Below are 25,036 nucleotides of genomic sequence, written 5' to 3' on the forward strand. Positions count from 1 at the left end.
CGCGGCTGCGCCCCGCGGGCGGTCTTCGTACCTTGATGCGAGTAGATGGCAACGGCGCCGGCAGCCTGCTGCGCGGTTCCGTCGCCTGTTCATCTCTACCCGTTCCCCGGACCCAGGCGATTCGAGCGGTCAATGTTGTGGGTCGCCGTGCAGACCTTGCGCATCAGCGCCAGGGTGTTTTCGTGGTGGACCTTTAGCTGATCGGTGATCGTGGGGGGAATTCCGCACATCGAGGCGTGCGCGACCGCGTAATCGATCATCTTTGTCTGAGCCAGTTCATAGTCGTGGACGAGCTGGCAGGCCTCGCCGGGGCCGAAGCGCCGTTCCTTCGCCGCCTTGATCAGCTTGGCGCGGCGGGTGGTCTCGTCGCGAAGCGGCGTAAACTCCTTCAGGCAGCTTTCGGGAGGCCTGAAGCCGGCAGCCGTCCCGGCGGCGGGAGGCGACACCGGATCGGCAGTCGGTGCGGCGGCCTTGTCATTGGCCAGGCATGCGCCCGTGAGCGCCAGCGCGATGACGGCGGCGCACGCCCAGGTCCTGTTGTTGTCGATCACGGCTGTTCTCCTCGCGAAGGTTTCCGGCACCGCCCGGATCCCGCCCGAACCGACGGCCGCCACGTCGACAGCAGTCAACCGGTGAAATCTGTCGACAGCGCGACCAAAACCGGCCATCGCCAATGCAGTCGGCGGCGCGACTTGTGCGTTCCGCCGCTCGTCGTCCCCTGATCACTCGTCGCACCATGCCCGAATATGATTTCAACGCCCCGCGCCTGTTCGTCGACGCGCCCCTGCAGGCCGCGAGCCCGGTCGCGCTCGACCGCAACCAGAGCAACTATCTCGGCAACGTGCTGCGGCTCGCGGCCGGCGATCACGTGCTCGTCTTCAACGGCCGCGACGGCGAATGGCGGGGCGTGATCGGCGGCCGCAAGCGGCCCGACATCCTGATTCTCGAGCACCAGGTCCGGCCGCAGGACCGGCTCGCCGACATCGCCTATGTGTTCGCGCCGCTCAAGCACGCGCGCCTCGACTACATGGTGCAGAAGGCGGTCGAGATGGGTGTGTCGTGCCTTGCCCCGATCCTCACCCGCCACACCCAGGTCTCCCGCGTGAACGGCGAGCGGATGCGCGCGAATGTGATCGAGGCCGCCGAGCAATGCGGCATTCTCAGCCTTGCTGAGGTGAGGGAACCCATGCCGCTGGAGCGCTTTCTGGCCCAGCGCGCGCCGGCGCGGCTGATGGTGTTCTGCGATGAAGCCGCCGACGTCGCCGACCCGCTGCAGGCGCTGAGAGGCGTCGAGGCCGGACACGCCGGCATCGACATCGTGATCGGCCCCGAGGGCGGCTTCTCCGCTGACGAGCGCGACCTGCTGCTGCGCCAGCCGCGCGTGGTCCGGCTGGCGCTCGGACCGCGCATCCTGCGGGCCGACACCGCCGCCGTCGCAGCGCTTGCCGTGGTGCAGGCCACCCTGGGGGACTGGCGCGAACCGGGCCGTTAAGACCCCGCAGCGATTCTGGCGCGTCCCGCCCATTGCCAGTCGAAACCGTGGAATGGCCATGCTAAGGGGGCTGCCGCTGCCCTCCGGGGCGGCGCGCATCCCCATTTGGAACCGACATCGACATGACCGGACCCGCTCCGACCGGACCCGCCGCGTGGGCGGACACGCTGCTGCAGTCGTTCGCCGACGCCGGCTATGAACGCGCCCAGCCGGCGATCCTGCAGCCCGCCGAGCCGTTCCTGGACCTCTCCGGCGAGGACATCCGCAAGAGCCTGTATCTGACGACGGACCCCGGCGGCGAGGAGCTCTGCCTGCGCCCCGACCTGACCATTCCCGTCGCCCGCGACTATCTGGCGTCATCCCGGGCGGGCCAGCCGGCCGGATTCAGCTATCTCGGCCCCGTATTTCGTTACCGCGGCGGTCGCCCCAGCGAGTTCCAGCAGGCCGGCATCGAATCATTCGGGCGCAAGGATCATCCGGCGGCCGACGCCGAGATGCTGGCCCTGGCGATCGAGGCGACGGCAACGGCGGGCCTCGCCGAGGTCGACATCCGCACCGGCGACGTCGCGCTGTTCACCGCGCTGATCGACGCGCTCGAGCTGTATCCGGTCTGGCGGCGCCGGCTGATCAAGGACTTCAACCGCAAGCGCACGCTGGCGCAGGACCTCGAGCGGCTGGCGATCGCCGAGGTGGCGCCGCGCAACGAATATGAGGGCGTCCTCGCGGCGCTGGCCGGCTCCGACCGCAAGGCGGCGCTCGCGCTCGTCACCGACCTGATGTCGATCGCCGGCGCGACCGCGGTCGGCGGCCGCACGGTCGCGGAGATCGCCGATCGTTTCCTGGAGCAATCCACCTTGAAGAGCGGCGCCCTGCCGCGCGACGCGCTCGATCTGATCAAGCGCTTCCTGCTCATCGCCGGCACGCCGCCGGAGGCTGTCAAACAGCTTCGCGCGCTCGCCGCCGACGCCAGGCTGGACATTTCCGCGGCGATCGACGCGCTCGACGCGCGCGCTGGATTGATGGCCAGGCGCGGCATCGACCTCGCGAAAGTGCGCTTCGCCACATCGTTCGGGCGCGGCCTCGACTACTACACCGGGTTCGAGTTCGAGCTGCATCGCAAGGACAATGGCGACGAGCCGCTGGTGGCCGGCGGCCGCTATGACGGGCTGCTGAGCCAGCTCGGCTCGGCGGAGCCTATTCCCGCGGTGGGCTTCTCGATCTGGGTCGAGGGCCTGGCCAACAGCAGCGCCGCGGGCAAGACCCTGCGCGGGAGAGCATCATGAGCGGCCCCCTCGTCCTCGCCGTCCCTTCCAAGGGACGCCTGCAGGAGAATGCCGAGGCGTTCTTCGGCCGCGCCGGGCTGAACCTCTCCAAGCCGGGCGGCGCGCGCGACTATCGCGGCACGATTTCCGGCCTCGACAATGTCGAGATCGCCTATCTCTCTGCGAGTGAAATCGTCTCGCAACTGGCGCGCGGCACCGTCCATCTCGGCGTCACCGGCGAGGACCTCGTGCGCGAGGGCATCGCCGATGCCGACCAGCGCGTGCTCCTGATCGACTCGCTCGGCTTCGGCGGCGCCAATGTCGTGGTCGCGGTGCCGCAGGCCTGGATCGACGTCCGCACCATGGCCGATCTCGACGACGTCACCACCGGCTTCCGCGCCCAGCACAATCGGCGCATGCGCGTGGCGACCAAATACATCACCCTGACGCGCGCCTTCTTCGCATCTCACGGCATCGTCGATTACCGCATCGTCGAGAGCGCCGGCGCCACCGAGGGCGCGCCGGCCGTCGGCACCGCCGAGCTGATCGTCGACATCACCTCAACCGGCTCGACGCTGGTTGCCAACGGGCTGAAGGTGCTGGACGACGGCGTGATCCTGCGCAGCCAGGCCAATCTGGTCGCCTCGCGCGATGCCGACTGGTCGGAAGGCCCGCGCGAGAGCGCCCGTATCATTCTCGACCACATCCATGCGCGCGCCCGCGCCAGCAAATACCGCGAGGTCCGCACCCGCTTCAAAGGGTGCGACGCAGCAATGCTGACGGAGGCGCACAACCGCTTCGGCGTGGTGGCGCCGTTCGGTGGTCCAACGTCGTCGGGGATGCTGACCCTGCACTGCCCGCCGGCGCAGATCTACGCGCTCGGCAGCTTCTTGCGAACGCTTGGCGCCGAGACGGTGTCCGTCGCGTCGCTCGACTACGTGCTCGACCGCGAGAATCCGCTGTTTGCCCGTCTCGAGGCCTTCCTGCGATCATAAATCGCCGTTCATCGTAGCGACAGGCGGCTGCGGCTACCATATGTTGGTATGAGAACGAGGACTCGAAAGCGATGCTGGGAACTGACGTGTCCGACCTGACCACGACCGCGGCCGATGCCGCGTCGCAGGGACTGTCGATCGTTATCCCCGTCTACAATGAGGGCGCGGGACTGGCGGCGCTGCACGCGCGGCTGAACGATCTCGCACGCACCCTGCGGCAGCGCTTCGGCCTCACTTGCGAGCTCGTCTATGTCGACGACGGCAGCCGCGACAATACGCTCGCGGTTGCGCGCACGCTGCAGGCGGATTCGCTCGACATCCAGCTGGTCTCGCTGTCGCGTAATTTCGGCAAGGAGGCGGCGCTGATGGCCGGCCTCGACCATGCCCGGCGCGGCGCTGTGATGTTCATGGATGGCGACGGCCAGCATCCGCCGGCCCTGGTCGAGCAGCTGGTCTCGCACTGGATCAAGGACGGCTACGATGTCGTCTACACGGCCAAGGCGCATCGCGACAACGAGCCGTTCCTGCGCCGCGTCGCGGTGCACGGCTTCTACTCGCTGATCAATTGGGGCGCGCGGCAGAAGATTCCGGAGGACGCCGGCGACTTCCGCCTGCTCTCGCCGCGCGCGGTCGCCGCGCTACGCCAGCTGCCCGAGCGCAACCGCTTCTTCAAGGGCCTGGCGAGCTGGATCGGCTTCCGTCAGATCCGCGTCGACTACGAGCCGGCAGCCCGCGCGCACGGCGTCACGACCTTCAACGTGACGAGCCTGCTCGGCCTGTCGATCGAGGGCCTGACCTCGTTCTCGGTGGCGCCGCTGCGCTTCGCCAGCCTGCTTGGCATCCTGCTGGCTACGGCCGCCTTCCTGTTCGGCCTCTCCATCCTGTGGGAGACCGTCGTGAGCGGCAAGTCGGTGCCCGGCTATCCGTCGCTGATGGTCGGCCTGATGACGATCGGCGGCGTGCAGCTGATCATGATCGGCATCATGGGCGAGTATATCGGCAAGATCCTGTCCGAGCTGAAGGCGCGGCCGATCTACTTCGTTGCCGAGCACAGCGAGAAACGCGCGGCGCTCGAAGCGCGCAGCGACGAGAGGACTGCCGCCGAATGAGCGAGGCGCCGCACCGGCGCATCTGGCTGTGCGCGGATGATTACGGCATCAGTCCCGGGGTCAACAACGCGATCCGCGATCTGATCGCGCGCGGCCGTCTGAACGCGACGTCGGTGATGACGGTGGGCGCGGCGATCGGCCGTGACGAGGTCGCCGAGCTCACCAAGGTCGCCGCCGACAGTCCGCGCTGCGCCATCGGCCTGCACGTGACGCTGACGGCGCCGTTCCGGCCACTGACGATGCACTTTCGCCCCGCCGAAGGCGGCATGTTCCTGCCGTTTCCCAAGCTGCTGCGCGCCGGGCTGACGCGGCGGCTCGATCCCGAAATGATTCGTGCCGAGGTGCAGGTCCAGCTGGCAGCGTTCGGCGAGTTGTTCGGCCGCGCGCCCGATTTCGTCGACGGCCACCAGCACGCGCAGCTCTATCCGCAGGTGCGCGAGGGCTTCCTTGCCGCGGTGAAGGAAACTGCGCCCTCCGCCTGGGTCCGCCAGGGCGGCCGCAATCTGCCGCTGCGGCAGCGGCTGTCGGCGCCGAAGGCGCTGCTGCTCGATGCGCTGAGCTCGCAATTCCGCCGTCATGCGGCGCGCGCCGGGATCGCCTTCAACCCCGCTTTCGCCGGCGCCTACGACTTCACCAAGACGGCGGATTTCGGGGCCCTGATGGACGGCTTCCTGAACGAGCTGCCCGAGAACGGTCTCGTGATGTGCCATCCCGGCTTCGTCGACGACGTCCTGGTCGAGCTCGACCCTCTGACGGTGCAGCGCGAGCATGAGCACGCTTATCTCGCCGGCGAGCACTTTCCCGGCCTGCTCGACCGCCGCCGGGTGACGCTGGCCTGAACGGCTCCTGCCGGCAACGAACAAAATGCCCCCGGCCGGCGTTTCATCTGCAAATCGACCCCGGCATGGACGTCGCGATTGCCGCACGTCCGACGACGCTTTGTCGCATACGGAAATTTAATCCGCGGCCCGACTGGCCCGACCACAAAGTATCCCTACGTCTTGGCCGCGCTTCGCCGGAACCGGCAGGCAGCAGGAGAACCACATGACACCGCAAGAACGCCAACTCATCGACGATCTGTTCGACCGGCTCGCCAGGTTGGAGAGTGCGCCACGTGATCCGGAGGCCGCCACTACGATCTCGCAGGCGCTGCAGCGGGCCCCCAATGCCGTCTATGCGCTGGTCCAGACGGTGCTAGTGCAGGACGAGGCTCTGAGGCGCGCCAATGCCCGCATCGAGGAGCTCCAGCACGCCCAGGCCCCGCAGGCCCAGTCCGGCGGCTTCCTCGATTCGATGCGTGACAGCATCTTCGGGTCAGGCAGCAGCCGCGGCTCGGTTCCCAACGTCCCGCCGCCCGCCAGCCGTCCGGTCTGGAACAGCGGCCAGGCGATGCCGCCGGCCTACCAGAACCAGCCCGGCCCTCAACCTGGTCCGTATGACCAGGGCGGCTTCGGCCAGCCGCGCGGCGGCATGTTCGGCGGAGGCGGCGGCTCGTTCCTCGGAACGGCGGCAGCCGCGGCGGCCGGCATGGTCGGCGGCTCGCTGCTGCTCGGCGGGATCCGGTCGATGATGGGCGGCGGCTCGCACCAGGCTTTCGGCGACACCACCATCATCGAGGAGCGTGGCGGCGGCGGCAGCCCGTGGAGCGATCAGTCCGGCGGCTCGTTGGCGCGCGATGCCGGGCTCGACGACATCGGCCGCTCCGGCGACGGCGGCGGCCGCGCCGGGCTGTTCGACCAGGCCTCCTATGACGACAGCGACAATGACGGCGACCCGGCGGATTTTGATTCCGACGGCGGCAACGATGACGACGGCGGCAGCGACTACGCCTGACGCACAATCGTCGTAAGCGCCTATCCGACATCAGACGGCCGCCCATTCGGGCGGCCGTCTTGCATAATCATCGCTTCAATCTGGTGGTCATCTGGACCGTTGCCCGTCAGAGCACGATCACGCGCGTCCCGACGTTCACCCGGCTGTAGAGATCGATGACGTCCTCGTTGCGCATCCTGATGCAGCCCGACGACACGTTGGTCCCGATCGTCCACGGCTCGTTGGATCCGTGGATGCGATAGAGCGAGGAGCCGAGATACATCGCGCGGGCGCCGAGCGGGTTTTCCGGCCCGCCCTCCATGTGGCGCGGCAGATCCGGACGGCGCGCCAGCATCTCCGGCGGCGGCGTCCAGTCGGGCCATTCGCGCTTGGCCGAGATTGTCTTCACGCCCGACCAGGTGAAGCCCGGACGGCCGACACCGATGCCGTAGCGCAACGCCCTGCCCTCGCCCTGCACGAGATACAGGAACTTGTTGGGCGTATCGATGACGATGGTGCCGGCCCTTTCTCTGCCGTCATAGTCAACGATCTGTTTCTCGTATTTCGGATCGAGCGGACGCTGCGTCTGCTCGTAAGCCTGCTCGTCCGGCTGCGGCTGCGGCGCCGACCCGGGAAGTCCCGGACGCTGCGGCTCATAGGTGGACGGCTGCTGCTGGTACATCGGCTGTCCCGACGGCGGCGCGCCGCGGCCGCCCTGCGGATCGCCGAACAGGAATTCGATGAAGCCGCCGCCCATCCGCGATCGTTCGACATAGGCCGTGCGCACCGGCGCGCTCTGTTGCGGCGGACCGCTGTAGATCACGGTCGGCTGCTGAAACCCCTGGGCCGATCCTTGGGCATATCCTTGGGCCGCAGCCCGATCCAGACCTGCATGGAAGATGCATGCGCCGGCCAGCAGCGCTGTGGAGAATGATTTGAACATCGACGTACTCTGTACTGTTTCGTCTGGAGACTGTTCGTCGCACGACGCCACCAGGCGGCTCGCGTATCGTCAATAAAGAGCAAAACTCGATCGCTTTGGTAAACGAGAACGGCGCCGGGATTCACCATTGCTGCAGAGCGCCGCGGAATTGATCGCTAGCGTTTATTTTGCGTGAAGGCGGCAGGCGCATGGTTAATCGTTGATGCACGCGCACGCAGGCGTTGCGGATCGCGGTTCCTGGCGTGAACGCGATGTTAAATAGCATCCGAGTAGAAGTAGCTTGAGTAAAAGGTCAGGGATACTCTCATGCCGGTTCGCAAGCGTTTCCGTATCGAAGAAGCCATCGTCGGCCATATGCCGGAGCCCGACTTCGTCGGCGGCGAGATCGGCCCCAACCACAAGGAAATCATGGACGAGCTCCGGGCGATCCGGGCTCAGATGGCCAACGCCATGCGCGGGGGCGGTGGCGGTGGTAGCAACACGGCAAATGCCGCCATCCAGGAATCGGCCGCCAAGGAAGTCGCCGAGGCGCGTGCGCTGCTCGAGACCTATCGCGCCCAGATCGAGCAATGCGAGAAGCTCAAGGTCGAGCTGGACCTGATCCACGACGCGATCAACCGCACCAAGGGCGAGATCGCGACGCTCCATGCCAAGAGCTTCAACGGCGAGGAGATGGCCAAGGTCAACGGCGAGCTCGGCGCCGTCGTCGGCGGTACCGAGCAGGCGACCCAGCAGATCCTCGAGGCCGCCGAGGCGATCGACCAGGCTGCCAGCGCGATGGCCAAGGTGGACTCGGCCGACCAGCAGAAGATCCTCAGCGAGGACATCCAGGAGCGCGTCGTCTCGATCTTCGAGGCCTGCAACTTCCAGGACCTGACCGGCCAGCGCATCAACAAGGTCATGACGACCATGAAGTTCATCGAACACCACATCGTGGTGATGATGGACATCTGGGGCGGCGTCGACGCCATCAAGGCGCATGTGCCGCCGATCGTCGACACCCGCGAGGGCGACGCGAGGCTGCTGAACGGCCCGAAGGCGGCGGACGAAGCTGGCCACGCCTCCCAGGACGACATCGACGCGATGTTCAACTGATCGAGCCGGCCTGCTTGGGCGACGGCTCCAGCAGGTGCGGACTCAAAACGAAACGCCGGCGTTTCCGCCGGCGTTTGTCGTTCGAGATAGCGGTATTCCGGCGCGACGTCAGGCCCGCGGCCCGCAGCGCACGTAAACCATGTTGCCGTAACGCGTTCCGGCATCCTTGTCGATGAACCGGGTAATCAGCACGCGGCCGTCGAACGAGACGACCTCGCGATCCTGCTCGCCGCCGGGAGGACCTTCAGGTCCAATGAAGTTCTTGCCGCTGGCCGAGCCCTTCAGGCGCAGCTCCTGTGGCGTCGCCTGGTCGGCCAGATGCATCACGACACCGCCGGCGGTTCCGGGGCCGATCGTGTACGGCTGCTTGCATTGCGCCAGCGCCATTTTCTCGGTGCGCGCGCGATCGTTCGGGTTCTGATAGGAGGCTAGGCCCCATTTGCCGACGATTTCGTCCGGGCGGATGGTCGCCGGCCGCTCGGGCTCGACCGCCATCTCCTGCGGCTGCTGGCTCGTCGGCGACATGTTGAAGCCGCCTCCGCACGCGCCCAGGAACAATGTGAGCGCCGACACGATACCCAGATTGGCGATCGGCCGCGCGCACCGTGAACTCGTCATGGCATCCCCTTAAGGAACAAGATCATGGTTGTCCCGTCCGGCAACCAAGCGCAAAACGCGCGCAAGAGCAACGACGTCGGAGGGACGACGCCGCTCCACTAACATGTCTGGCTTCGCACGACATCCCCTAACAGCCACATGAACGGCTTGACTGCCTTGCTTGACAGGATCAGCGGCAAGCCATATTTCCCGGAACGGTCTTTAGCACTCGGAGGGCACGATTGCTAAAGCCGCGAGTCAGTTGGTGCCACGTTGGCGCCAAATGTGGCCGCAATCAGAAATTCCTCCGCCAGCAACCGTTATTGAAGCACCCCAAAAGGGATCCGTCATGGCCAAATCGAAGTTTCGTCCCCTGCATGATCGCGTCGTGGTTAAGCGCATCGACGCCGAAGAGAAGACCAAGGGCGGCATCATCATCCCCGACAGCGCCAAGGAAAAGCCCTCGCAGGGCGAAGTCGTCGCCGTCGGCCCGGGCGGCCGCGACGAGAGCGGCAAGCTGATCCCGATCGACGTCAAGGTCGGCGACCGCGTGCTGTTCGGCAAGTGGTCGGGCACCGAGGTGAAGCTGGACGGCGAGGAACTCCTCATCATGAAGGAGTCCGACATCATGGGCGTCGTCGCCTGATCCGACCCGCCGAGGGGCGGCCTCCCTGCCGCCCCTGGCGACTAGCGCTTTCAACCTCGTTCAGGCGACAGGCAGGCGATCACGCCGCTGGCCGTCGAGGTCCACTCCAGGAGAGATTTAAATGGCAGCCAAGGACGTCAAATTCGCTGGCGACGCGCGCGACCGCATGCTGCGCGGCGTCGACATTCTCGCCAACGCCGTCAAGGTGACGCTCGGCCCGAAGGGCCGCAACGTCGTCATCGAGAAGAGCTTCGGCGCTCCGCGCATCACCAAGGACGGCGTCACCGTCGCCAAGGAGATCGAGCTCGAGGACAAGTTCGAGAACATGGGCGCGCAGATGCTGCGCGAGGTCGCCTCGAAGACCAACGACACCGCCGGTGACGGCACCACCACCGCGACCGTGCTGGCCCAGGCCATCGTCCGCGAGGGCGCCAAGGCGGTTGCCGCCGGCATGAACCCGATGGACCTCAAGCGCGGCATCGATATCGCCGTCGCCGCGGTCATCAAGGACATCGAGAAGCGCGCCAAGCCGGTCGCTGCGTCCTCCGAGGTTGCCCAGGTCGGCACCATCTCCGCCAACGGCGACGCCGCGATCGGCAAGATGATCGCCCAGGCGATGCAGAAGGTCGGCAACGAGGGTGTCATCACGGTCGAGGAGAACAAGTCGCTCGAGACCGAGGTCGACATCGTCGAGGGCATGAAGTTCGATCGCGGCTATCTGTCGCCGTACTTCGTTACCAATGCCGAGAAGATGACCGCCGAGCTCGACGACGTCTACGTGCTGCTGCACGAGAAGAAGCTGTCGGGCCTGCAGGCCATGCTGCCGGTGCTCGAAGCGGTGGTGCAGTCGGGCCGTCCGCTCCTGATCATCGCCGAGGACGTCGAAGGCGAAGCGCTGGCGACCCTGGTCGTCAACCGCCTGCGTGGCGGCCTCAAGGTCGCCGCCGTCAAGGCGCCGGGCTTCGGTGACCGCCGCAAGGCCATGCTTGAGGACATCGCGATCCTGACCGGTGGTCAGCTGATCTCGGACGACCTCGGCATGAAGCTCGAGAACGTCACGGTGAAGATGCTCGGCCGCGCCAAGAAGGTCGTGATCGACAAGGAGAACACCACGATCGTCAACGGTGCCGGCAAGAAGGCCGACATCGAGGCGCGCGTCGGCCAGATCAAGGCGCAGATCGAGGAGACCACCTCGGACTACGACCGTGAGAAGCTGCAGGAGCGGCTGGCCAAGCTCGCCGGCGGCGTCGCGGTGATCCGCGTCGGCGGCGCGACCGAGATCGAGGTCAAGGAAAAGAAGGACCGTGTCGAGGACGCCCTCAACGCGACCCGCGCCGCGGTGCAGGAAGGCATCGTCCCCGGCGGCGGCGTCGCCCTGCTGCGCGCCAAGAAGGCGGTCGGCCGCATCACCAACGCCAACTCGGACGTCCAGGCCGGCATCAACATCGTGCTGAAGGCGCTCGAGGCTCCGATCCGCCAGATCTCCGAGAACGCTGGCGTCGAGGGCTCGATCGTGGTCGGCAAGATCCTGGACGAGAAGTCCGAGACCTTCGGCTTCGACGCCCAGACCGAGGACTATGTCGACATGGTCGCCAAGGGCATCATCGACCCCGCCAAGGTCGTCCGCACCGCGCTGCAGGACGCCTCGTCGGTCGCCGGTCTCCTGGTCACCACCGAGGCCATGGTCGCCGAGCTGCCGAAGGACGCAGCTCCGTCGATGCCGGCCGGCGGCGGCATGGGTGGCATGGGCGGCATGGGCTTCTGAGCCAGTTCCAAGCCCTGCCTTTCATCACCAACACTTCAGGAAGGCCGCCTCCGGGCGGCCTTCTTTTTGACCGAGCGTTCGCACCGGGGATGCAGCGATCGCAAATCGGCGCTACAGCTAGCGCCGATTCCGCCTCCACAAGGATTTTCAGATGCGCGCGATTTTGGTGGCGCTGGCCGTGATTGCTGCGGTCGCGCCGGAACTCGGTTGGGCCCAGAGCAAGAGCGGCACCAAGGCCCCCGCCAACGAAACCCGGTATTTCACCGCGATCGATGGCCTGATGGACGGCAACGCCGACGTGATCCTCAAGGAAACGCGCCAGGGCAAGACCGTCACGGCGGCGACGCTCGACGTCTGCTATCCCGTCGCCAAGAACTCCGACCGCAAGGATCGCTTCGTGGTCAATCTCACCGTCAACGGCCAGACCATGACCGGTGCAACCCAGAGCAACGGCGCCAAGGAGCCGGTGACGGTCAAGCTGAACCGCAAGGCGAACGGCGACACCTTCGAGTTCCGCGGCCAGATCGCGATCGGCAAGACGGTCACCGAGGTGGCGTCGACCGACAACTCTGACGTCAGCGAGAAGGAGTTTCAGGAGAGCCAGTCGAGCGACGACGGCATCAGCGCCCAGCCGAAGGACTTCACCGACGTTTCGCCCGAGGCGATCTCCGTCCGCCTGAAGCTGGATGCGGTCGCCGACTTCCTGAAGAGCCTGAAGGGCGAGAACGTCGAGGTCTCGCTGTCGAGTCTGATCGTGGGCTGTGATGCGCTGCGCGCCGGCGAGCAGACGGTCAGCATGACCGTCGATCCGGAGCGCGCCGGCGCCCTGATCGCCAAGGCGCGCGCCACCACCGGCGTGGTCACCGCCGGCTGGACCGCCGGCACGGTGGAGATGGACCGCACCATCCGCTTCGCAGCCGCCGACTGGCGTGACGGCGACAAGATCAACCGCGACAAGCTGGCCAACGCGATCTCCGACGTACTCGCCAAGACCTACAACGCCAAGCCGACCAGCGCGGCCTGGCACCCGGTGACCGGCAAGCTGAAGCTGACCCTGAAGCGGCCGAGCCAGCTGATGCCCTCGCTCGAGCTCACCGACGTGATCGAGATCACCGGCCTCGTCTCACCCGACAAGCCCGGCGGCGCGGACGCGCTGGTGTTGTGGATCAGCAGCCCGACGACCACCACCATCGACGAGAACTCCGCCGCCAAGCTGATCCTGTCCGACGAGTCCTCGGGCGACGAGGAAAGCGATACGCGGGACGATGGCGGCGCCATCGACGAGCTGGCCAAGGCCTTCAAGGCCAAGCGCTGGGACGCGGACAATTCGGTGTGGAAGTAAAGCGAGCGCTACGCCTGCCGCCGCGATCTCAATTTCACCCTCCCCCTCCAGGCAGGGCAATCGCATGTGGAATTTTTCGATTCTTTTCGTGCTTCCAAGGAGCAGTCTGGATTCGAAAATTTCCTCCCGTCGGCCTTCGCGATTCCAATATTTCGTTTGGGCCGCGTTGGAGAGCCATATGCGATTGCCCTGCCCCTCCAGGGGAGGGTGACAGCGGGGCCCGCACGCCGATCGATATGACCAAGGCTTCGGAGAAGTTCGTCTCGCGCTCAATTCGTGTTCAGCCGGAAGCGCAGCGTCTTCGGGCCGACGAAGATGACCAGGTCGCCCTGGCGCTTCCAATTGGTCACGGCGCTCAGCGCGGCGATCAGCTCGTCGTCGGCCTGGGCGCGCGCCGCCGGGCAGTTGCGATCCTCGATCTTGCTGGCGATGAACACGATGGTGTTGCCGGCGACCGAGAACTGGCCCTTGCCGCCCTTGCACCAGAGCTCGAGCACGGTGTCACCATTGTCGCCGATGTCGAGGTCCGGCACCCGCTTCGATCCGGGCATCGGCAACGCGTCGAGCGTCATCTCCATGCCGAAGGGGAATTCCTCGGCCGACGCCGCAGCGAGCGTCACCCCCGACATCATCAGCGCCGCCACCATGGCGGCGACGGCTCGCTTCACGTCTCGCATCGTTCCCCCTCGATCCGTCCTCACAGGCAGCGCTCGCCTCCCGGGCGATGATCACTGCCGCCAGCACGGCTCCCGCACAAATGTGACCCAAACATAGCAAACCCCGCGTCGCCTGGGCGACGCGGGGCTTTGTCGCGAGCAGTGGTGCTATTTCAGCACCATCGCCGTGAAAGGATAGACATAGGCCTGCAAGGTGACGAACAGGCCGACCAGACAGGCCAGCACGATCGAGTGCAGGAAGACGTAGCGCAGGATCGAGCTCTCATGGCCATACCAGTTGGTGGCAGTCGAGGCGACGACGATCGATTGCGCATCGATCATCTTGCCCATCACGCCGCCGGAGGAGTTGGCCGCCGCCATCAGCACCGGCGACAGGCCGAGCTGCTCGGAGGTGATCTTCTGCAGGTTGCCGAACAGCACGTTGGAGGCGGTGTCCGATCCCGTCAGCGCCACGCCCAACCAGCCGAGCAAGGTGCCGAAGAAGGGATACAGCACGCCGGTCGCGGCGAAGGCCAGGCCGAGCGTCGCGTCGACGCCGGAGAGGCGCGTCAGCGTGCCGATCGCGAGCATCGCCGAGATCGTGATCAGCGAGATCGCGCAGAGCCGGATGGTGCGGCCATATTCGGCGATCAGCTTGCCCGGTCCGACGCCCATCAGGAAGCCGGAGATGATCGCCGCGATCAGCATGCCGGTGCCGGTGAAGGTCAGATAGGTGAACGAGAAGACGGCGCCCTCGGGCGTCGGCTTCGCGGCCACCGGCGGGATCTTGTTGATCAGCTTGTCGAGCTCGGGCACCGGATAGCTATAGGTGAAGATCGAGTTCGCCCAGGACTTGAAGGCGCCGTTGCCCCAGATCAGCATGATGATGCAGACGATGATCCAGGGCAGCAGCGCGCCCCAGAGCTCACTCTGCGTCAACGGCGTGCGGTCCAGCGGCTTGGCCGCGGCCATCGTCGCCGCCGATTCGTCGCGGCCGCGCAGCGCCGGTGACAGCCACAGCTGCCTGGGTTGCCAGACCTTCAGGAACAGGATCAGCGCGCCCATCGAGATCAGCGAGGCGCCGATGTCGACGATCCACGGATTGATGTAGTTCGAGATCAGGAACTGCGGCACGGCGAAGGTCACGCCGGTGACCAGGATCGCCGGCCAGACGTCCTTCATGCCCTTCCAGCCCGCGAACGCCCAGATCACCCAGAACGGCACGATCAGCGAGAACACCGGCAGCTGCCGGCCGACCATCGCGCCGAGCAGGTAGGGATCGATGCCCGTGACCGAGGCGAGGCCCTGGATCGGCGTGCCCAGCGCGCCATAGGCGACCGGCGCGGTGTTGGCGATCAGCGACAGGCCGGAGGCGGCGAGCGGCGAGAAGCCGAGGCCGATCAGCACGGCGCCGGTGATGGCCACCGGCGTGCCGAAGCCGGAGGCGCCCTCGAAGAACGCGCCGAACGAGAACGCGACCAGCAGCAGCTGCAGCCGGCGGTCCTCGGTGACGCCGCCGATCGCCCGCTTCAGCAGCTCGAAGCGGCCGGTCGAGACCGTGACCTGGTAGAGGAAGATGACGTTCAGCACGATCCAGCCGATCGGGAAGAAGCCGGTGACGACGCCCAGGAGGGTGGCGCGGATCGACATGTTGGCCGGCATCGTGAAGACGAAGATCGTGATGATGTTGGTCAGGACCACCGCGATGATTGCGGCGATGTGCGCCTTGACCTTGCCGCTGGCGATCAGCACCAGCAGCGTCACCACGGGCACGGCGGCGGCAAGCGTCGACAGCGCCGGGTTCCCCAGCGGGTCGTAAATCTGATTCCACATTGTGACGTCTCCCCCCAGTTCTTGTTGTTGGACCCGCTCCGGCGGGGCGCGGATCAGGTCTGCCCTGCCCCGCGGCTCGCCCGGGCAGGTCCACCGGGAAAGCGGATCACAACACCGGCATTGCCAAACTCTGCTCAATTTCTCGCGAAATCTGGCGCCGACCGCGGTCCCTCTCCCCGGCTGCATGCTACGGTTTGCCGCAGGCGGCCCACAAGCCAGTGGTCGCCGGGTCCATTGCGACTTTAGTCTAGACAGGCGGCCAAAACTGACAAATTCTTGATCTAAGTCAGCCTGTTAACACGCTTTCTCAGGAGCAGCCCCTCTGTGAACAATCTCCGCTCGACCCTCGCCATCGTCTGGCGGATCGCCATTCCCTACTTCCGCTCCGAGGACAAGCTCGCCGGCCGCTCCCTGCTCGCCGCGGTGATTGCGATCGAACTGTCGCTGGTCGCGATCCAGGTCCTGGTGAACCAGTGGCAGAACCGGTTCTTCAACGCGCTGCAGCAGTACGACTGGGACAGCTTCATCTGGGAAATCGGCGTGTTCGCCGGGCTCGCGACCGTGTTCATCGTGCTCTCGATCTACCAGCTGTACCTCAACCAGTGGCTGCAGATCCGCTGGCGGCGCTGGATGACCGACGTCTATCTGCGCCGCTGGCTCAACAACGCCACGCATTACCGCATGCAGCTGAAGGGCGACATCGCCGACAATCCGGACCAGCGCATCGCCGATGACGTGCAGATGTTCATCGACAAGACGCTCAACATCACCGTCGGCTTGCTCAGCTCGATCGTGACGCTGGCATCGTTCATGATCGTGCTCTGGGCGCTGTCGAACGAGGCGCCGCTGCAGATATTTGGAACGCAGATCGCGATCCCCGGCTATCTGGTGTGGATCGCGCTGGTCTACGCCATCTTCGGTACCGTCCTGACGCACTGGATCGGCTCGCCGCTGGTGAACCTCAATTTCGAGCAGCAGCGCTTCGAGGCCGATTTCCGCTTCAACCTGGTGCGGGTCCGCGAGAGCTCGGAGCAGATCGCGCTGCTGCGGGGTGAAGGTGCTGAGCAGGGTCATCTCGGCACGAGGTTCGGCCGGGTGGCGGAGAACTGGTATCGGATCATGAGCCGGACCAAGCGGCTGACCGCCTTCACGGCCAGTTACTCGCAGGCCGCGGTGATCTTCCCTTATGTTCTGGTCGCCCCCGCCTACTTCGCCAAGTCGATCCAGATGGGCGGCATCATGCAGACCGCCTCGGCGTTCTCGCAGGTGCAGGGTGCGCTGTCGTTCTTCGTGACGACCTACCGCACCCTCGCCGACTGGCGCTCCACCGTGGCCCGACTCGACGGCTTCGACATGTCGATCGAGAGCGCCGAGCATCTGTCGAGCGAGCCGCAGACCATCGACGTCGTCAATCATGCCGGCGACAGCATCGATCTCGCCCAGCTGCTGCTCAAGCTGCCGAACGGGCTGCCGCTGATCGCCGCCGACGGCTTCAGCATCTGCAATGGCCAGAGCACCCTGCTCACCGGTCCCTCCGGTGCCGGCAAGTCGACGCTGTTCCGGGCCATCGCCGGGGTCTGGCCGTTCGGCAGCGGCGCGATCAAGGTGCCGTCGCACGCCAAGCTGATGATGCTGCCGCAGCGGCCGTACTTCCCGATCGGCGCGCTCAAGGCGGCCATCCTCTATCCGGCCGCGGCGGATGCCTTCAGTGCCGAGCAGGTCAAGGACGCGCTGGTCGCCGTCGGCCTGCCGCAGCTGGCCGATCGGCTCGACGAGGACGGCCATTGGAACCGGACGCTGTCACTCGGCGAGCAGCAGCGGCTGGGGATCGCCCGGGCGCTGATCCATGGCCCGCAATATCTGTTCCTGGACGAGGCGACGGCGTCGCTGGACGAGCCCAGCGAGGCCAGGCTCTATCAGGTGATCGCCGAGCGGCTGCCGCAGACCACGGTGGTCTCGATCGGCCACCGCTCCACCCTGCACGACTTCCACGACCGCAGGGTCGAGCTGACCCGCGACGGCGACCGCTTCACGCTGCGGCCGAGCGGGCCGGTGGCCGCGGATGCGACGGCAGGCGGGGCGGAGTAAGGCAGTCCAGACTTGGCAGCGGCCTCGGGCGCCGCGATCTCACCCTCCCCTGGAGGGGGACGGTCGATCGCGCGCGAAGCGGGCGAGCGGGGTGGGGGTGATCTCTCCGCGGACGCCGGTGCCAGTGGAGAGATCACCCCACCCCGCCTCACGTTTCGCTGCGCTCAGCGTGAGCCGACCCTCCCCTCCAGGGGAGGGTGACAGCGGGGCTGAGCTCCAAGCTGCGTGTGCCGGACTCGGGACCGCACGAGACCACCATTATCCGACTCCGTGGAATCGGATGATGCTCTCGGCAAAGAGAGAGGAAATGCAGAAGGGCGGCAGATTGCTCTGCCGCCCTTTGCTCTGGAGAATTCGATCCGCCTTGCGACGATTACTTCAGGTTGGTCATCGCCGTCAGGTCGAACGAGAGCTTGGCGATGCCGGTCGCGCCGCACCACTTCGAGCCGACACCGGTCGGGTTGATCGGCGAGAAGCTGCCATTCGCGACGGCGGTGTAGTCGCTGGTGAAGGCGTTGCAGTTGGCCTTCGACAGGTTGGTGTCGGAGTAGCGCAGGTCGAGGGTCATGACCTTGTAGGTGAAGCCGACGCCGATGTTCCAGGTGTTGTAGTCGGCGTACTTGATGCCGTTCGGGAACGGTCCACCGCCGGTCGGGCTGGCAATCGCCGTGCCGTAGAACGAGTCGGAGGTGCCGAGCCACTGACGGCCGAACTCACCCGACACATACATGCCGACACCGCTGGAGCCGAAGGTCGTGCTCGGCGCGGTCCACTTGCCGGTGACCGACGCGTAGTTGCCCCAGGCGCCGGAGTGCAGGAAGCTCGGGGTGTAGAACTCGGTGATGCCGAACTGCCAGTTGTCGTTCACCGTGTAGTTCATCTTGCCGAAGACTTCGAAGAACGACAGGTCCTTCTTGATCACGTTGCCGTTGAGCAGCGCGTTCGCGGCGCACTCGGCGCTCAGCGGCTGGCCAGCCGGATCGAAGGCAGCGCCGGCGTAGCAGGTGCCGCCCGGATACAGGTAGCCCCACACGCCGATGTCGAAGGCGAAGGCGCCGAAGGTCGGGCGGATACCGCCATAGATGTCGATCTCGGCCGCGGCGCGGTTCGGGAACGAAATGCTCTCGCCGGCGACGCCGACGTAGAACTGCAGGTCCTTGTTGACGTTGAAGCGCGGCTCGAAATAGGCCGCGACCGACGGCTTGTGGTTGGACTGCGTGATACCGCGGAACACGTAGTCGTTCATGATGGCGGCGCCGAACGCGATGTCCCAGGGATCGAACGCCGCAGGCGGCGGCGCCTTCACGGCCTTCAAAGCCATATCAGCAGCCGAAGCCGATCCCGAAACCATTGCCAGCGCCGTTGCCAACAAAGCCCACTTTTTCATGACGATCCCCATAACCCTATTTCAAAGAGCCTGCCCCGACTTCGGCCCCCCAGGGCACATCGCGACAGGCTGCGTCATCCGGACGCAATTTGTGCCAGGGTCTCGCCGCAGGTGAAGCAAAAAAGCGCGTCATCTGCCGCCTTTTTGGGCGATCAGGCAATTCTACGGCAGGTTGTCAGCGGCTGTTGCATTTGAACAACAAATTTACGTGTCGCAGCGGCTTGTCGGGGGGCGGTTCGGCTGTCCCGAAGCGCCGGGAACAGCGTTTTCGCAGCGGAAAAGCGCTGAAATCCAAGGCAGGATTCGCACGGACGTGGAATTTGCGGAGATCGACCCTTCGGCACGCCGGGCACCGCGAGTTCCCTTGGACGACCCGCAGCGGGACGGACCGCACCAACAAACAGGGCCGCAGCGTCGAGGCTGCGGCCCTGTCGAATGGGTCGGTCAAACCGGCTGTCACATCGATCGCTCAGGACGATGAGACGCCGCTGATTCGCTCGGATCGATCCCGAGCGATCAGCTCTCGGACGAGGTCGCCTCGTCGCCGTGCTCCTCGGCCGCGCTCGGCGTCGCCCAGCTGGTCTCGGCAGCCGTCTCGGCTTCGTTGACCTGCGGGGTCTCGACCAGCGGCGCCATCTTCGGAGCGCGCTTCTTGGCGGCCTTCTTCTTCGGCGCAGCCGGAGCCTTTGCAGCCGGCGCCTTCGCAGCCGACTTGGCGGCCTTCTTCGCAGCGGCCTTCTTGGCAGGAGCCTTCGCGGCCTTCTTTGCAGCCGTCTTGGCCGCCTTCTTCACGGTCTTCTTCGCCTTCTTGGCGGGAGCCTTCGCAGCCTTCTTGGCGGCCTTCTTGGCAGATTTCTTTGCAGCCTTCTTGGCTGCCTTCTTCGCCGACTTCTTAGCCGACCCCTTGGTCGACTTGGCCTGCGCCATCACCTTGCTCTTGTCCTTCTTGTCGTCCTTGGCCGTCTTGTCCTTGGCCGTCTTGTCTTTCGCCATCAGAAACCCTCCAGTTGCCGCCGATTACGTCCCCGGCGGGACGGGCCGGCAGTCCGCACGCGCCCATCCGTCAAATCATTCCTGGCCGCGGACCACCCGTCGCCCAGTCGAGAAGCTCAACGGTGTGCACGACGGGGGTGGTGGTGCCGCTGGCAATCTGCATCATGCAGCCGATATTGCCTGCCGCGATCACATTCGGCTTGACGGTCGCGATGTTGGCGACCTTGCGATCGCGCAGCTTCATCGCGATGTCAGGCTGGAGAATGTTGTAGGTCCCCGCCGAACCGCAACACAAATGACTCTCCGGTATATCTTTCACCACGAATCCGAAGTTGGAAAGCAATTCTTTCGGAAGGCTCGTGATTTTCTGCCCATGTTGCAGCGAGCAGGCGGAGTGATAGGCGACGACCATGTCGTCTTGCGCCGCTTTCGACTGCAGATTCAGGCCCGCAACGTACTCGCTGATGTCCTTCGCCATCGCCGAAATCGCGGCCGCAGGTGCTGCATATTGCGGGTCTTCGCGCAGCATGTGGCCATAGTCCTTGATGACCGTGCCGCAGCCCGACGTGGTCACCAGGATCGCATCGAGCCCGCCGCGCTTCGCTTCGGCGCCCCATGCGTCGATGTTTGCGCGGGCGCGCGACAGCGCGTCCTGGTCCTGCCCCATGTGATGGGTCAGCGCACCGCAGCATTGCTCGTCCTGCACCAGCACCACCTCGACGCCGTGCCGCGTCAGCAGGTTGATCGCAGCCTGGTTGATGCGCGGCGCCAGCACCTTCTGGGCACAGCCCTGCAGCAGCGCGACGCGGCCGCGCCGTGCGCCCTGCGCCGCAAACACCGAGCCGCCGGCGGGTCCCGGCGCCGGCAACGCCGCGGGCGCGAGATCGAGCATCGCCCTGACGCGGCGCAACAGGCTGGGCGACGGCCCTGATGCAACCGAGGTCGACGGCAGCAGCGCCTTCAGGGGACGGCCGAGCCGGGCCAGCGTCATGGCGAGGCGAAACTCGCGCGGCCGCGGCAGCACGAAGGCGAGCACGGCGCGCAGCAGCCGCTCGGTCAGCGGGCGCTGATAGGTCTGCTCGATTCGCACCCGCGCCTGGTCGACGAGGTGCATGTAGTGCACGCCCGAGGGACAGGTCGTCATGCAGGACAGGCAGGAGAGGCAGCGGTCGATGTGCTTGACCACGTCCGATGTCGGCGCCTGGCCCTTCTCCAGCATCTGCTTGATCAGGTAGATCCGGCCGCGGGGGCTGTCGAGCTCGTCGCCGAGCAGCACATAGGTCGGACAGGTCGCGGTGCAGAAGCCGCAATGGACGCAGGCCCGCAGGATCTTGTCGGCGACCGCGATGTCGGGATCGGCGAGCTGCGCCAAAGTGAATTCGGTCTTCATGATGACGCAACGCTCCGACGCATCCGGCCGCGGTTGAAAATGGCTTTGGGATCGAAGGACACGCGCACCCGCTCCTCCAGGGCGGCCACGCCCGGCGCCTGCGGATGAAACACGTCGACCACGTGGCGCATCTCGTCCCAGGCCCGCAGCAGGGTCGCGTGGCCGCCGACGGCGTCGACCTGCTTGCGCACCAGCCCCGCGGATGCGTCGGCTTGCGGCGGCAGCGCCGCCCAGATCAGGCCGCCGCCCCAATCGTAGATCACCTCGCCGCCGGTCTGGCGCGTCAGCGCCTGCCCGATCGCTCCGCCCGAGACCGGCGGACAGACGATCCGCCACACCGGCCAGGCGCCGAGCGGCCCGTTGGCCGCGAACGGCAGGATGTCCCGCACCGCGCTCCACACCTTGGCGGAAGCGTCATCCTCGATGATGTCGACCGCGCCGAAGGTCGCCAGTTGCCTGGCGAGAGACGCCGCGCGATGCGCGGCAGAGGCCGTGATGCCCTCGAGCCGGATCACCGTGACCGCCTCGCGCGGCGAGCCCAGCCCGTCGACCTCCGGCCGCAGCGACGAGGCCGGCAGATGCGCGGCACCCGACACGTCGAACGGCGAGCCCAGCGCCGCCGTCATCGCCCGGTTGGCCTTGATGTCGTCGAGCCCGCGCAGCACCAGCGTGCGCTCGGATTCCGGCCGCGGCATCACCTTCAGGGTCGCCTCGGTCATGACCGCCAGCGTGCCCCAGGAGCCCGCCAGCAGCTTGCAGAGATCGTAGCCGGTGACGTTCTTGACCACCTTGCCGCCGGTCTTGAAGCTCTCGCCGAAGCCCGACACCGCATGCGCCCCGAGCAGATGGTCGCGCACCCCGCCGGCCCGGATGCGGCGCGGCCCGGCCAGCCCGGCCGCGATCATCCCGCCGACCGTCCCCCGCCCCGAGGTCCCCAGCAGCGGCCCCGTATCCATCGGCTCGAACGCGAATTGCTGGCTCTTGGAATCGATCAGCGACAGGAGATCGCCAAGCGGGGCGCCTGCCTGCGCGGTCACGATGAGCTCGTTCGGCTCATACGACACGACCGCGTTCAGCGCCGACAGGTCGAGCACGGCATTGGTCGCCGTCAACTGCCCGATCCGCCGCTTCGACCCGTGCCCGATGATGTCGAGCGGCTGCTCGCTCGCGATCGCCGAGCGAACCACCTCCTCGACATCGCCTGCATTGCGTACTTTGAGGGCGTCCACCACTGCTCGCCTTGCTCGTTGATGATGCCGATGGACGAGCGAAGGCGCGGCCACCGGCGTTGGAATCGTTCTAGAGCATGATGAGCGAAAAGTGCAGCCCGGTGTGGGGAAAAGATCGTGCGGGGACAAGGAGATGGGAGGGAACGAGGAACGCGTGGGGCGGAACGTTCGGGTTTCAGGGTGCGGACTTGCCAGGAGCGCTGTCGACATGACACGAGCAATCACCCCACATGCGGTGCGCTCCCTCGCCCCGTTCTTCACGGGGAGAGGGTTGGGGTGAGGGGCAGCCGCGCGGGTGGTGCATGTTGTGGTCCGGCTCGCTAGGGCGGGTTAGCGAAACGTAACCCGCTAACCTTTCGAGACAAGCGGCGGATTACGCCTTCGGCTAATCCGCTCTATGCGCCATTGGCCTCTACCATCGCAAGACCACGCAGCCGAGTCGTCGGATGTAATGGTACATTCGTTTTGCGCTGTAGCATCGAGTATTGGGCAATTGTTGGTAGCCCCCCCCACAGCAACTCGCGTTTCGTGATAACACTATCAAGCCAAGAGGAATAGATTACTAGCTGATCAGGTTTCAGGAGATGGGGTACCTTATGAGGTGCGGCTTTCATCTATTCATTGATGAAGCGGGCGATGAAGGCCTCGACCGAATCCGGCCGACCGACGCCAACGGCGCTTCGGAATATTTTGTTTTGTGCGGCGTTCTCGTTAGGAACGTGAAATATCGAGAGCTTACTCAGGCGTTCAATAAGGCAAAGCATGCAATCGGATTGAGGTCGAGCGACGAAGTCCACTTCCGAGACCTGGACGACGACCAAAAATTGGTTCTGCTGCGCAGCCTATCGCAAGCCAAGTTTGGACTAGTGGCAATCGTCTCCAACAAACGCAATATGCGAGGATATCGTAACTTGCGCTGCGAAGCTAAAAATCTAGAGTTCGTTCGAGGAAAATATCAACCTCGCCGATACAACTGGTTTTACAATAACCTTACTCGCTATCTTCTCGAACGCGCCAGCGCTGAATGCCGAAGGTGGACGATCACTGCATATGGCGAAGTTCGATGCATCGAGACTACGTTCTCGCTGCGAAAGGAGTTTTCCTACTCACAAACGCGAGCCTATCTGTTTAAAATCAAGACCGAACGTCACGACCGAAACTACTTCAACAATCGAGGCCAAATCGATTGGCCCCTTGTAGATCTCAAATCGATAGCGGGACGAAAGAACCGTGACGAGCCCGGCCTACAAATCGCGGACTGTGCCGCAAGCGCGATCTTTCGCGCGCTTGACGAGTCTTGGTTTGGAGACAGTCGGCCGGAGTACCTAGAGCTATTAGGGGATAAATTTATCCATAACGGGTCATTGCCGCCAGCGGACTATGGCTTCAAACTATTGCCAGATGGTTTCCGCGGCCCCCTCTCTGTTGATCAGAGGCGAGCGCTTCACGCAGTCGGCTATAAGCTTCGCTGATCTTTTCGCGCACTTTGCCTTCGCGACTCTGTTCGGCCGCGAGTTCAGCAAAAAATAGCTGCGCAAGATTTCTGGCCGCCGGAGCGCGCCGCTATCCTCGCTTAGGCGTCGCTACGCTTGGACAGGACACTCTTGAGCGCTTTTGAAACAACCCATTCACTTGACGGGCAAAGCAAAAAAAATTCGAGTGTGCCTTGCCGTCGAAATTGTCGCGATAGTCGAGTTGTATCCAGACCCAAACCCCAGCATCACTTGCCATCAATCGATCAAACTCGACTCGATCGATTGGCTCGCTCCAGACTGTTATGTCCGTGAAATCTCCCTGGAACATAAACTCCAAAGCGTCTGTATCGACAATCTTTGCGCCGGATACGGCCTGCTTGGTGATGTAGATATCTCTTGCTAGCCCTTTGCCGAGGTTCTTAAGTCGAAAATTCCAATTTAGCCGATTGTTGAGGTAGTAAGGTTGGCCAGTCGTGCCCAGGTCTACGACCGAAATGTACGGCTCGGCGTCTCTCTCCGCTAATTCCATCTGACGGTGAATAGCATTGTCTGTTTGGTGCAGGATAAACGCACTGAATAGAGTAGCGATAAAGAGAAGAATTGTGGAAAGGCCAAGTATGCGGGTCCAGTTTGCTAGCACTCTTTCATTCCGGGACCTCTCGTCGTCCTTGGGAGTTGGCTTCTGAGCGCGATTCACGTCCCACATAATTAGGCCCAAAAGCCCCGCCCACGGCGACATCAAAAGGATTGCTTCGAGAATCGTCATCGAGAAAGGCCCTCAATTGAGGCTGGTCACTCTGAGTAGATCACCTTCTAGGTCGGCAATTCGCTCGGGACAGGGAGATATCTCTGAGCGTCGGCCCAGCCGTCACGGCCGCGAACAGGCATCTCTTCAAGGCATCGAACAGCTTATCTTTGTGTTCTTGC

The 25,036-nt window shown here is 65.1% G+C and carries 22 protein-coding genes; 12 read left to right on the top strand and 10 right to left on the bottom strand.

Annotated elements, in window-relative coordinates; all coding sequences use genetic code 11:
* Window positions 1–95: 95 nt before the first annotated feature.
* Window positions 96–629: a hypothetical protein gene (locus ACQR07_RS28625; RefSeq protein ID WP_434905433.1), complete on the bottom strand. Its 534-nt coding sequence runs from the start codon at window positions 627–629 to the stop codon at window positions 96–98.
* A gap of 107 nt (window positions 630–736) precedes the next feature.
* Here ACQR07_RS28625 and ACQR07_RS28630 point away from each other — a divergent pair, with 107 nt between their 5' ends.
* The 6 genes from ACQR07_RS28630 (at window position 737) to ACQR07_RS28655 (ending at window position 6,691) form a co-directional block, all read left to right on the top strand.
* Window positions 737–1,492 (top strand): 16S rRNA (uracil(1498)-N(3))-methyltransferase, encoded by a 756-nt coding sequence (locus tag ACQR07_RS28630; protein ID WP_434905434.1) that lies wholly within the window; start codon window positions 737–739, stop codon window positions 1,490–1,492.
* A gap of 122 nt (window positions 1,493–1,614) precedes the next feature.
* Window positions 1,615–2,775: an ATP phosphoribosyltransferase regulatory subunit gene (locus tag ACQR07_RS28635; protein WP_434905435.1), complete on the top strand. Its 1,161-nt coding sequence runs from the start codon at window positions 1,615–1,617 to the stop codon at window positions 2,773–2,775.
* Window positions 2,772–3,749, top strand: a complete 978-nt coding sequence (gene hisG, locus ACQR07_RS28640) for an ATP phosphoribosyltransferase (RefSeq protein WP_434905436.1) — start codon at window positions 2,772–2,774, stop codon at window positions 3,747–3,749. The genes ACQR07_RS28635 and hisG overlap by 4 nt, the downstream gene beginning before the upstream one ends.
* A 71-nt stretch (window positions 3,750–3,820) precedes the next feature.
* Entirely contained in the window at window positions 3,821–4,858 is a 1,038-nt protein-coding gene (locus tag ACQR07_RS28645) for a glycosyltransferase family 2 protein (protein WP_434905437.1), read from the top strand.
* Window positions 4,855–5,697, top strand: a complete 843-nt coding sequence (locus ACQR07_RS28650; protein ID WP_434905438.1) for a ChbG/HpnK family deacetylase — start codon at window positions 4,855–4,857, stop codon at window positions 5,695–5,697. Before ACQR07_RS28645 ends, ACQR07_RS28650 begins: the two co-directional genes overlap by 4 nt.
* 205 nt (window positions 5,698–5,902) lie before the next feature.
* Complete coding sequence (locus tag ACQR07_RS28655) at window positions 5,903–6,691, top strand: DUF2076 domain-containing protein (RefSeq protein WP_434905439.1); 789 nt, start codon at window positions 5,903–5,905, stop codon at window positions 6,689–6,691.
* A 106-nt stretch (window positions 6,692–6,797) separates the two neighbouring features.
* Here the strand turns inward: ACQR07_RS28655 and ACQR07_RS28660 are convergent, their stop codons facing one another.
* Window positions 6,798–7,613, bottom strand: a complete 816-nt coding sequence (locus ACQR07_RS28660; protein ID WP_434905440.1) for a L,D-transpeptidase family protein — start codon at window positions 7,611–7,613, stop codon at window positions 6,798–6,800.
* Between the two features lie 306 nt (window positions 7,614–7,919).
* Between ACQR07_RS28660 and ACQR07_RS28665 the strand changes: the two genes are divergently transcribed.
* Complete coding sequence (locus ACQR07_RS28665; RefSeq protein ID WP_434905441.1) at window positions 7,920–8,708, top strand: protein phosphatase CheZ; 789 nt, start codon at window positions 7,920–7,922, stop codon at window positions 8,706–8,708.
* Window positions 8,709–8,816: 108 nt separating this feature from the next.
* Here the strand turns inward: ACQR07_RS28665 and ACQR07_RS28670 are convergent, their stop codons facing one another.
* Window positions 8,817–9,326, bottom strand: coding sequence for a hypothetical protein (locus ACQR07_RS28670; RefSeq protein ID WP_434905442.1), 510 nt, complete (start codon window positions 9,324–9,326; stop codon window positions 8,817–8,819).
* Window positions 9,327–9,654: 328 nt separating this feature from the next.
* Here ACQR07_RS28670 and groES point away from each other — a divergent pair, with 328 nt between their 5' ends.
* The 3 genes from groES to ACQR07_RS28685 all read left to right on the top strand — a co-directional run bounded on the left by groES (window position 9,655) and on the right by ACQR07_RS28685 (window position 13,058).
* Window positions 9,655–9,951 carry a co-chaperone GroES gene (gene groES / locus ACQR07_RS28675; RefSeq protein ID WP_008961387.1) on the top strand — a complete coding sequence of 99 codons (297 nt, stop codon included), beginning with the start codon at window positions 9,655–9,657 and terminating at the stop codon, window positions 9,949–9,951.
* A 121-nt stretch (window positions 9,952–10,072) separates the two neighbouring features.
* Window positions 10,073–11,716, top strand: coding sequence for a chaperonin GroEL (gene groL / locus ACQR07_RS28680; protein WP_434905443.1), 1,644 nt, complete (start codon window positions 10,073–10,075; stop codon window positions 11,714–11,716).
* Between the two features lie 151 nt (window positions 11,717–11,867).
* Entirely contained in the window at window positions 11,868–13,058 is a 1,191-nt protein-coding gene (locus ACQR07_RS28685) for a hypothetical protein (protein ID WP_434905444.1), read from the top strand.
* 269 nt (window positions 13,059–13,327) lie between these two features.
* Here the strand turns inward: ACQR07_RS28685 and ACQR07_RS28690 are convergent, their stop codons facing one another.
* Window positions 13,328–13,735, bottom strand: coding sequence for an META domain-containing protein (locus ACQR07_RS28690; RefSeq protein ID WP_434905445.1), 408 nt, complete (start codon window positions 13,733–13,735; stop codon window positions 13,328–13,330).
* 147 nt (window positions 13,736–13,882) lie between these two features.
* Window positions 13,883–15,547, bottom strand: coding sequence for an L-lactate permease (locus tag ACQR07_RS28695; protein WP_434905446.1), 1,665 nt, complete (start codon window positions 15,545–15,547; stop codon window positions 13,883–13,885).
* Window positions 15,548–15,871: 324 nt separating this feature from the next.
* Here ACQR07_RS28695 and ACQR07_RS28700 point away from each other — a divergent pair, with 324 nt between their 5' ends.
* On the top strand, window positions 15,872–17,635 hold the full coding sequence (locus tag ACQR07_RS28700) for an ABC transporter ATP-binding protein/permease (RefSeq protein WP_434905447.1): 1,764 nt from the start codon (window positions 15,872–15,874) through the stop codon (window positions 17,633–17,635).
* A gap of 373 nt (window positions 17,636–18,008) precedes the next feature.
* Here ACQR07_RS28700 and ACQR07_RS28705 read toward each other — a convergent pair whose 3' ends face one another.
* The 4 genes from ACQR07_RS28705 to ACQR07_RS28720 form a co-directional block, all read right to left on the bottom strand.
* The gene (locus ACQR07_RS28705) at window positions 18,009–19,022 is read right to left on the bottom strand and encodes a TorF family putative porin (protein WP_434905448.1); all 1,014 of its coding nucleotides are present in this window, start codon (window positions 19,020–19,022) and stop codon (window positions 18,009–18,011) included.
* Window positions 19,023–19,538: 516 nt separating this feature from the next.
* The gene (locus ACQR07_RS28710) at window positions 19,539–20,015 is read right to left on the bottom strand and encodes a hypothetical protein (RefSeq protein WP_434905449.1); all 477 of its coding nucleotides are present in this window, start codon (window positions 20,013–20,015) and stop codon (window positions 19,539–19,541) included.
* A 70-nt stretch (window positions 20,016–20,085) separates the two neighbouring features.
* Window positions 20,086–21,405: a glycolate oxidase subunit GlcF gene (gene glcF, locus ACQR07_RS28715; RefSeq protein ID WP_434905450.1), complete on the bottom strand. Its 1,320-nt coding sequence runs from the start codon at window positions 21,403–21,405 to the stop codon at window positions 20,086–20,088.
* On the bottom strand, window positions 21,402–22,634 hold the full coding sequence (locus ACQR07_RS28720; protein ID WP_434905451.1) for an FAD-binding protein: 1,233 nt from the start codon (window positions 22,632–22,634) through the stop codon (window positions 21,402–21,404). Before ACQR07_RS28720 ends, glcF begins: the two co-directional genes overlap by 4 nt.
* Before the next feature lie 584 nt (window positions 22,635–23,218).
* On the opposite strand from ACQR07_RS28720, the gene ACQR07_RS28725 reads away from it, so the two are divergent.
* Window positions 23,219–24,106, top strand: coding sequence for a DUF3800 domain-containing protein (locus ACQR07_RS28725; protein WP_434905452.1), 888 nt, complete (start codon window positions 23,219–23,221; stop codon window positions 24,104–24,106).
* 91 nt (window positions 24,107–24,197) lie between these two features.
* Here the strand turns inward: ACQR07_RS28725 and ACQR07_RS28730 are convergent, their stop codons facing one another.
* Entirely contained in the window at window positions 24,198–24,875 is a 678-nt protein-coding gene (locus tag ACQR07_RS28730) for a hypothetical protein (RefSeq protein ID WP_434905453.1), read from the bottom strand.
* Window positions 24,876–25,036 lie beyond the last annotated feature (161 nt).

Source organism: Bradyrhizobium sp. HKCCYLS20291 (assembly GCF_051167715.1).
In the GTDB taxonomy this organism is placed as follows: Bacteria; Pseudomonadota; Alphaproteobacteria; order Rhizobiales; family Xanthobacteraceae; genus Bradyrhizobium.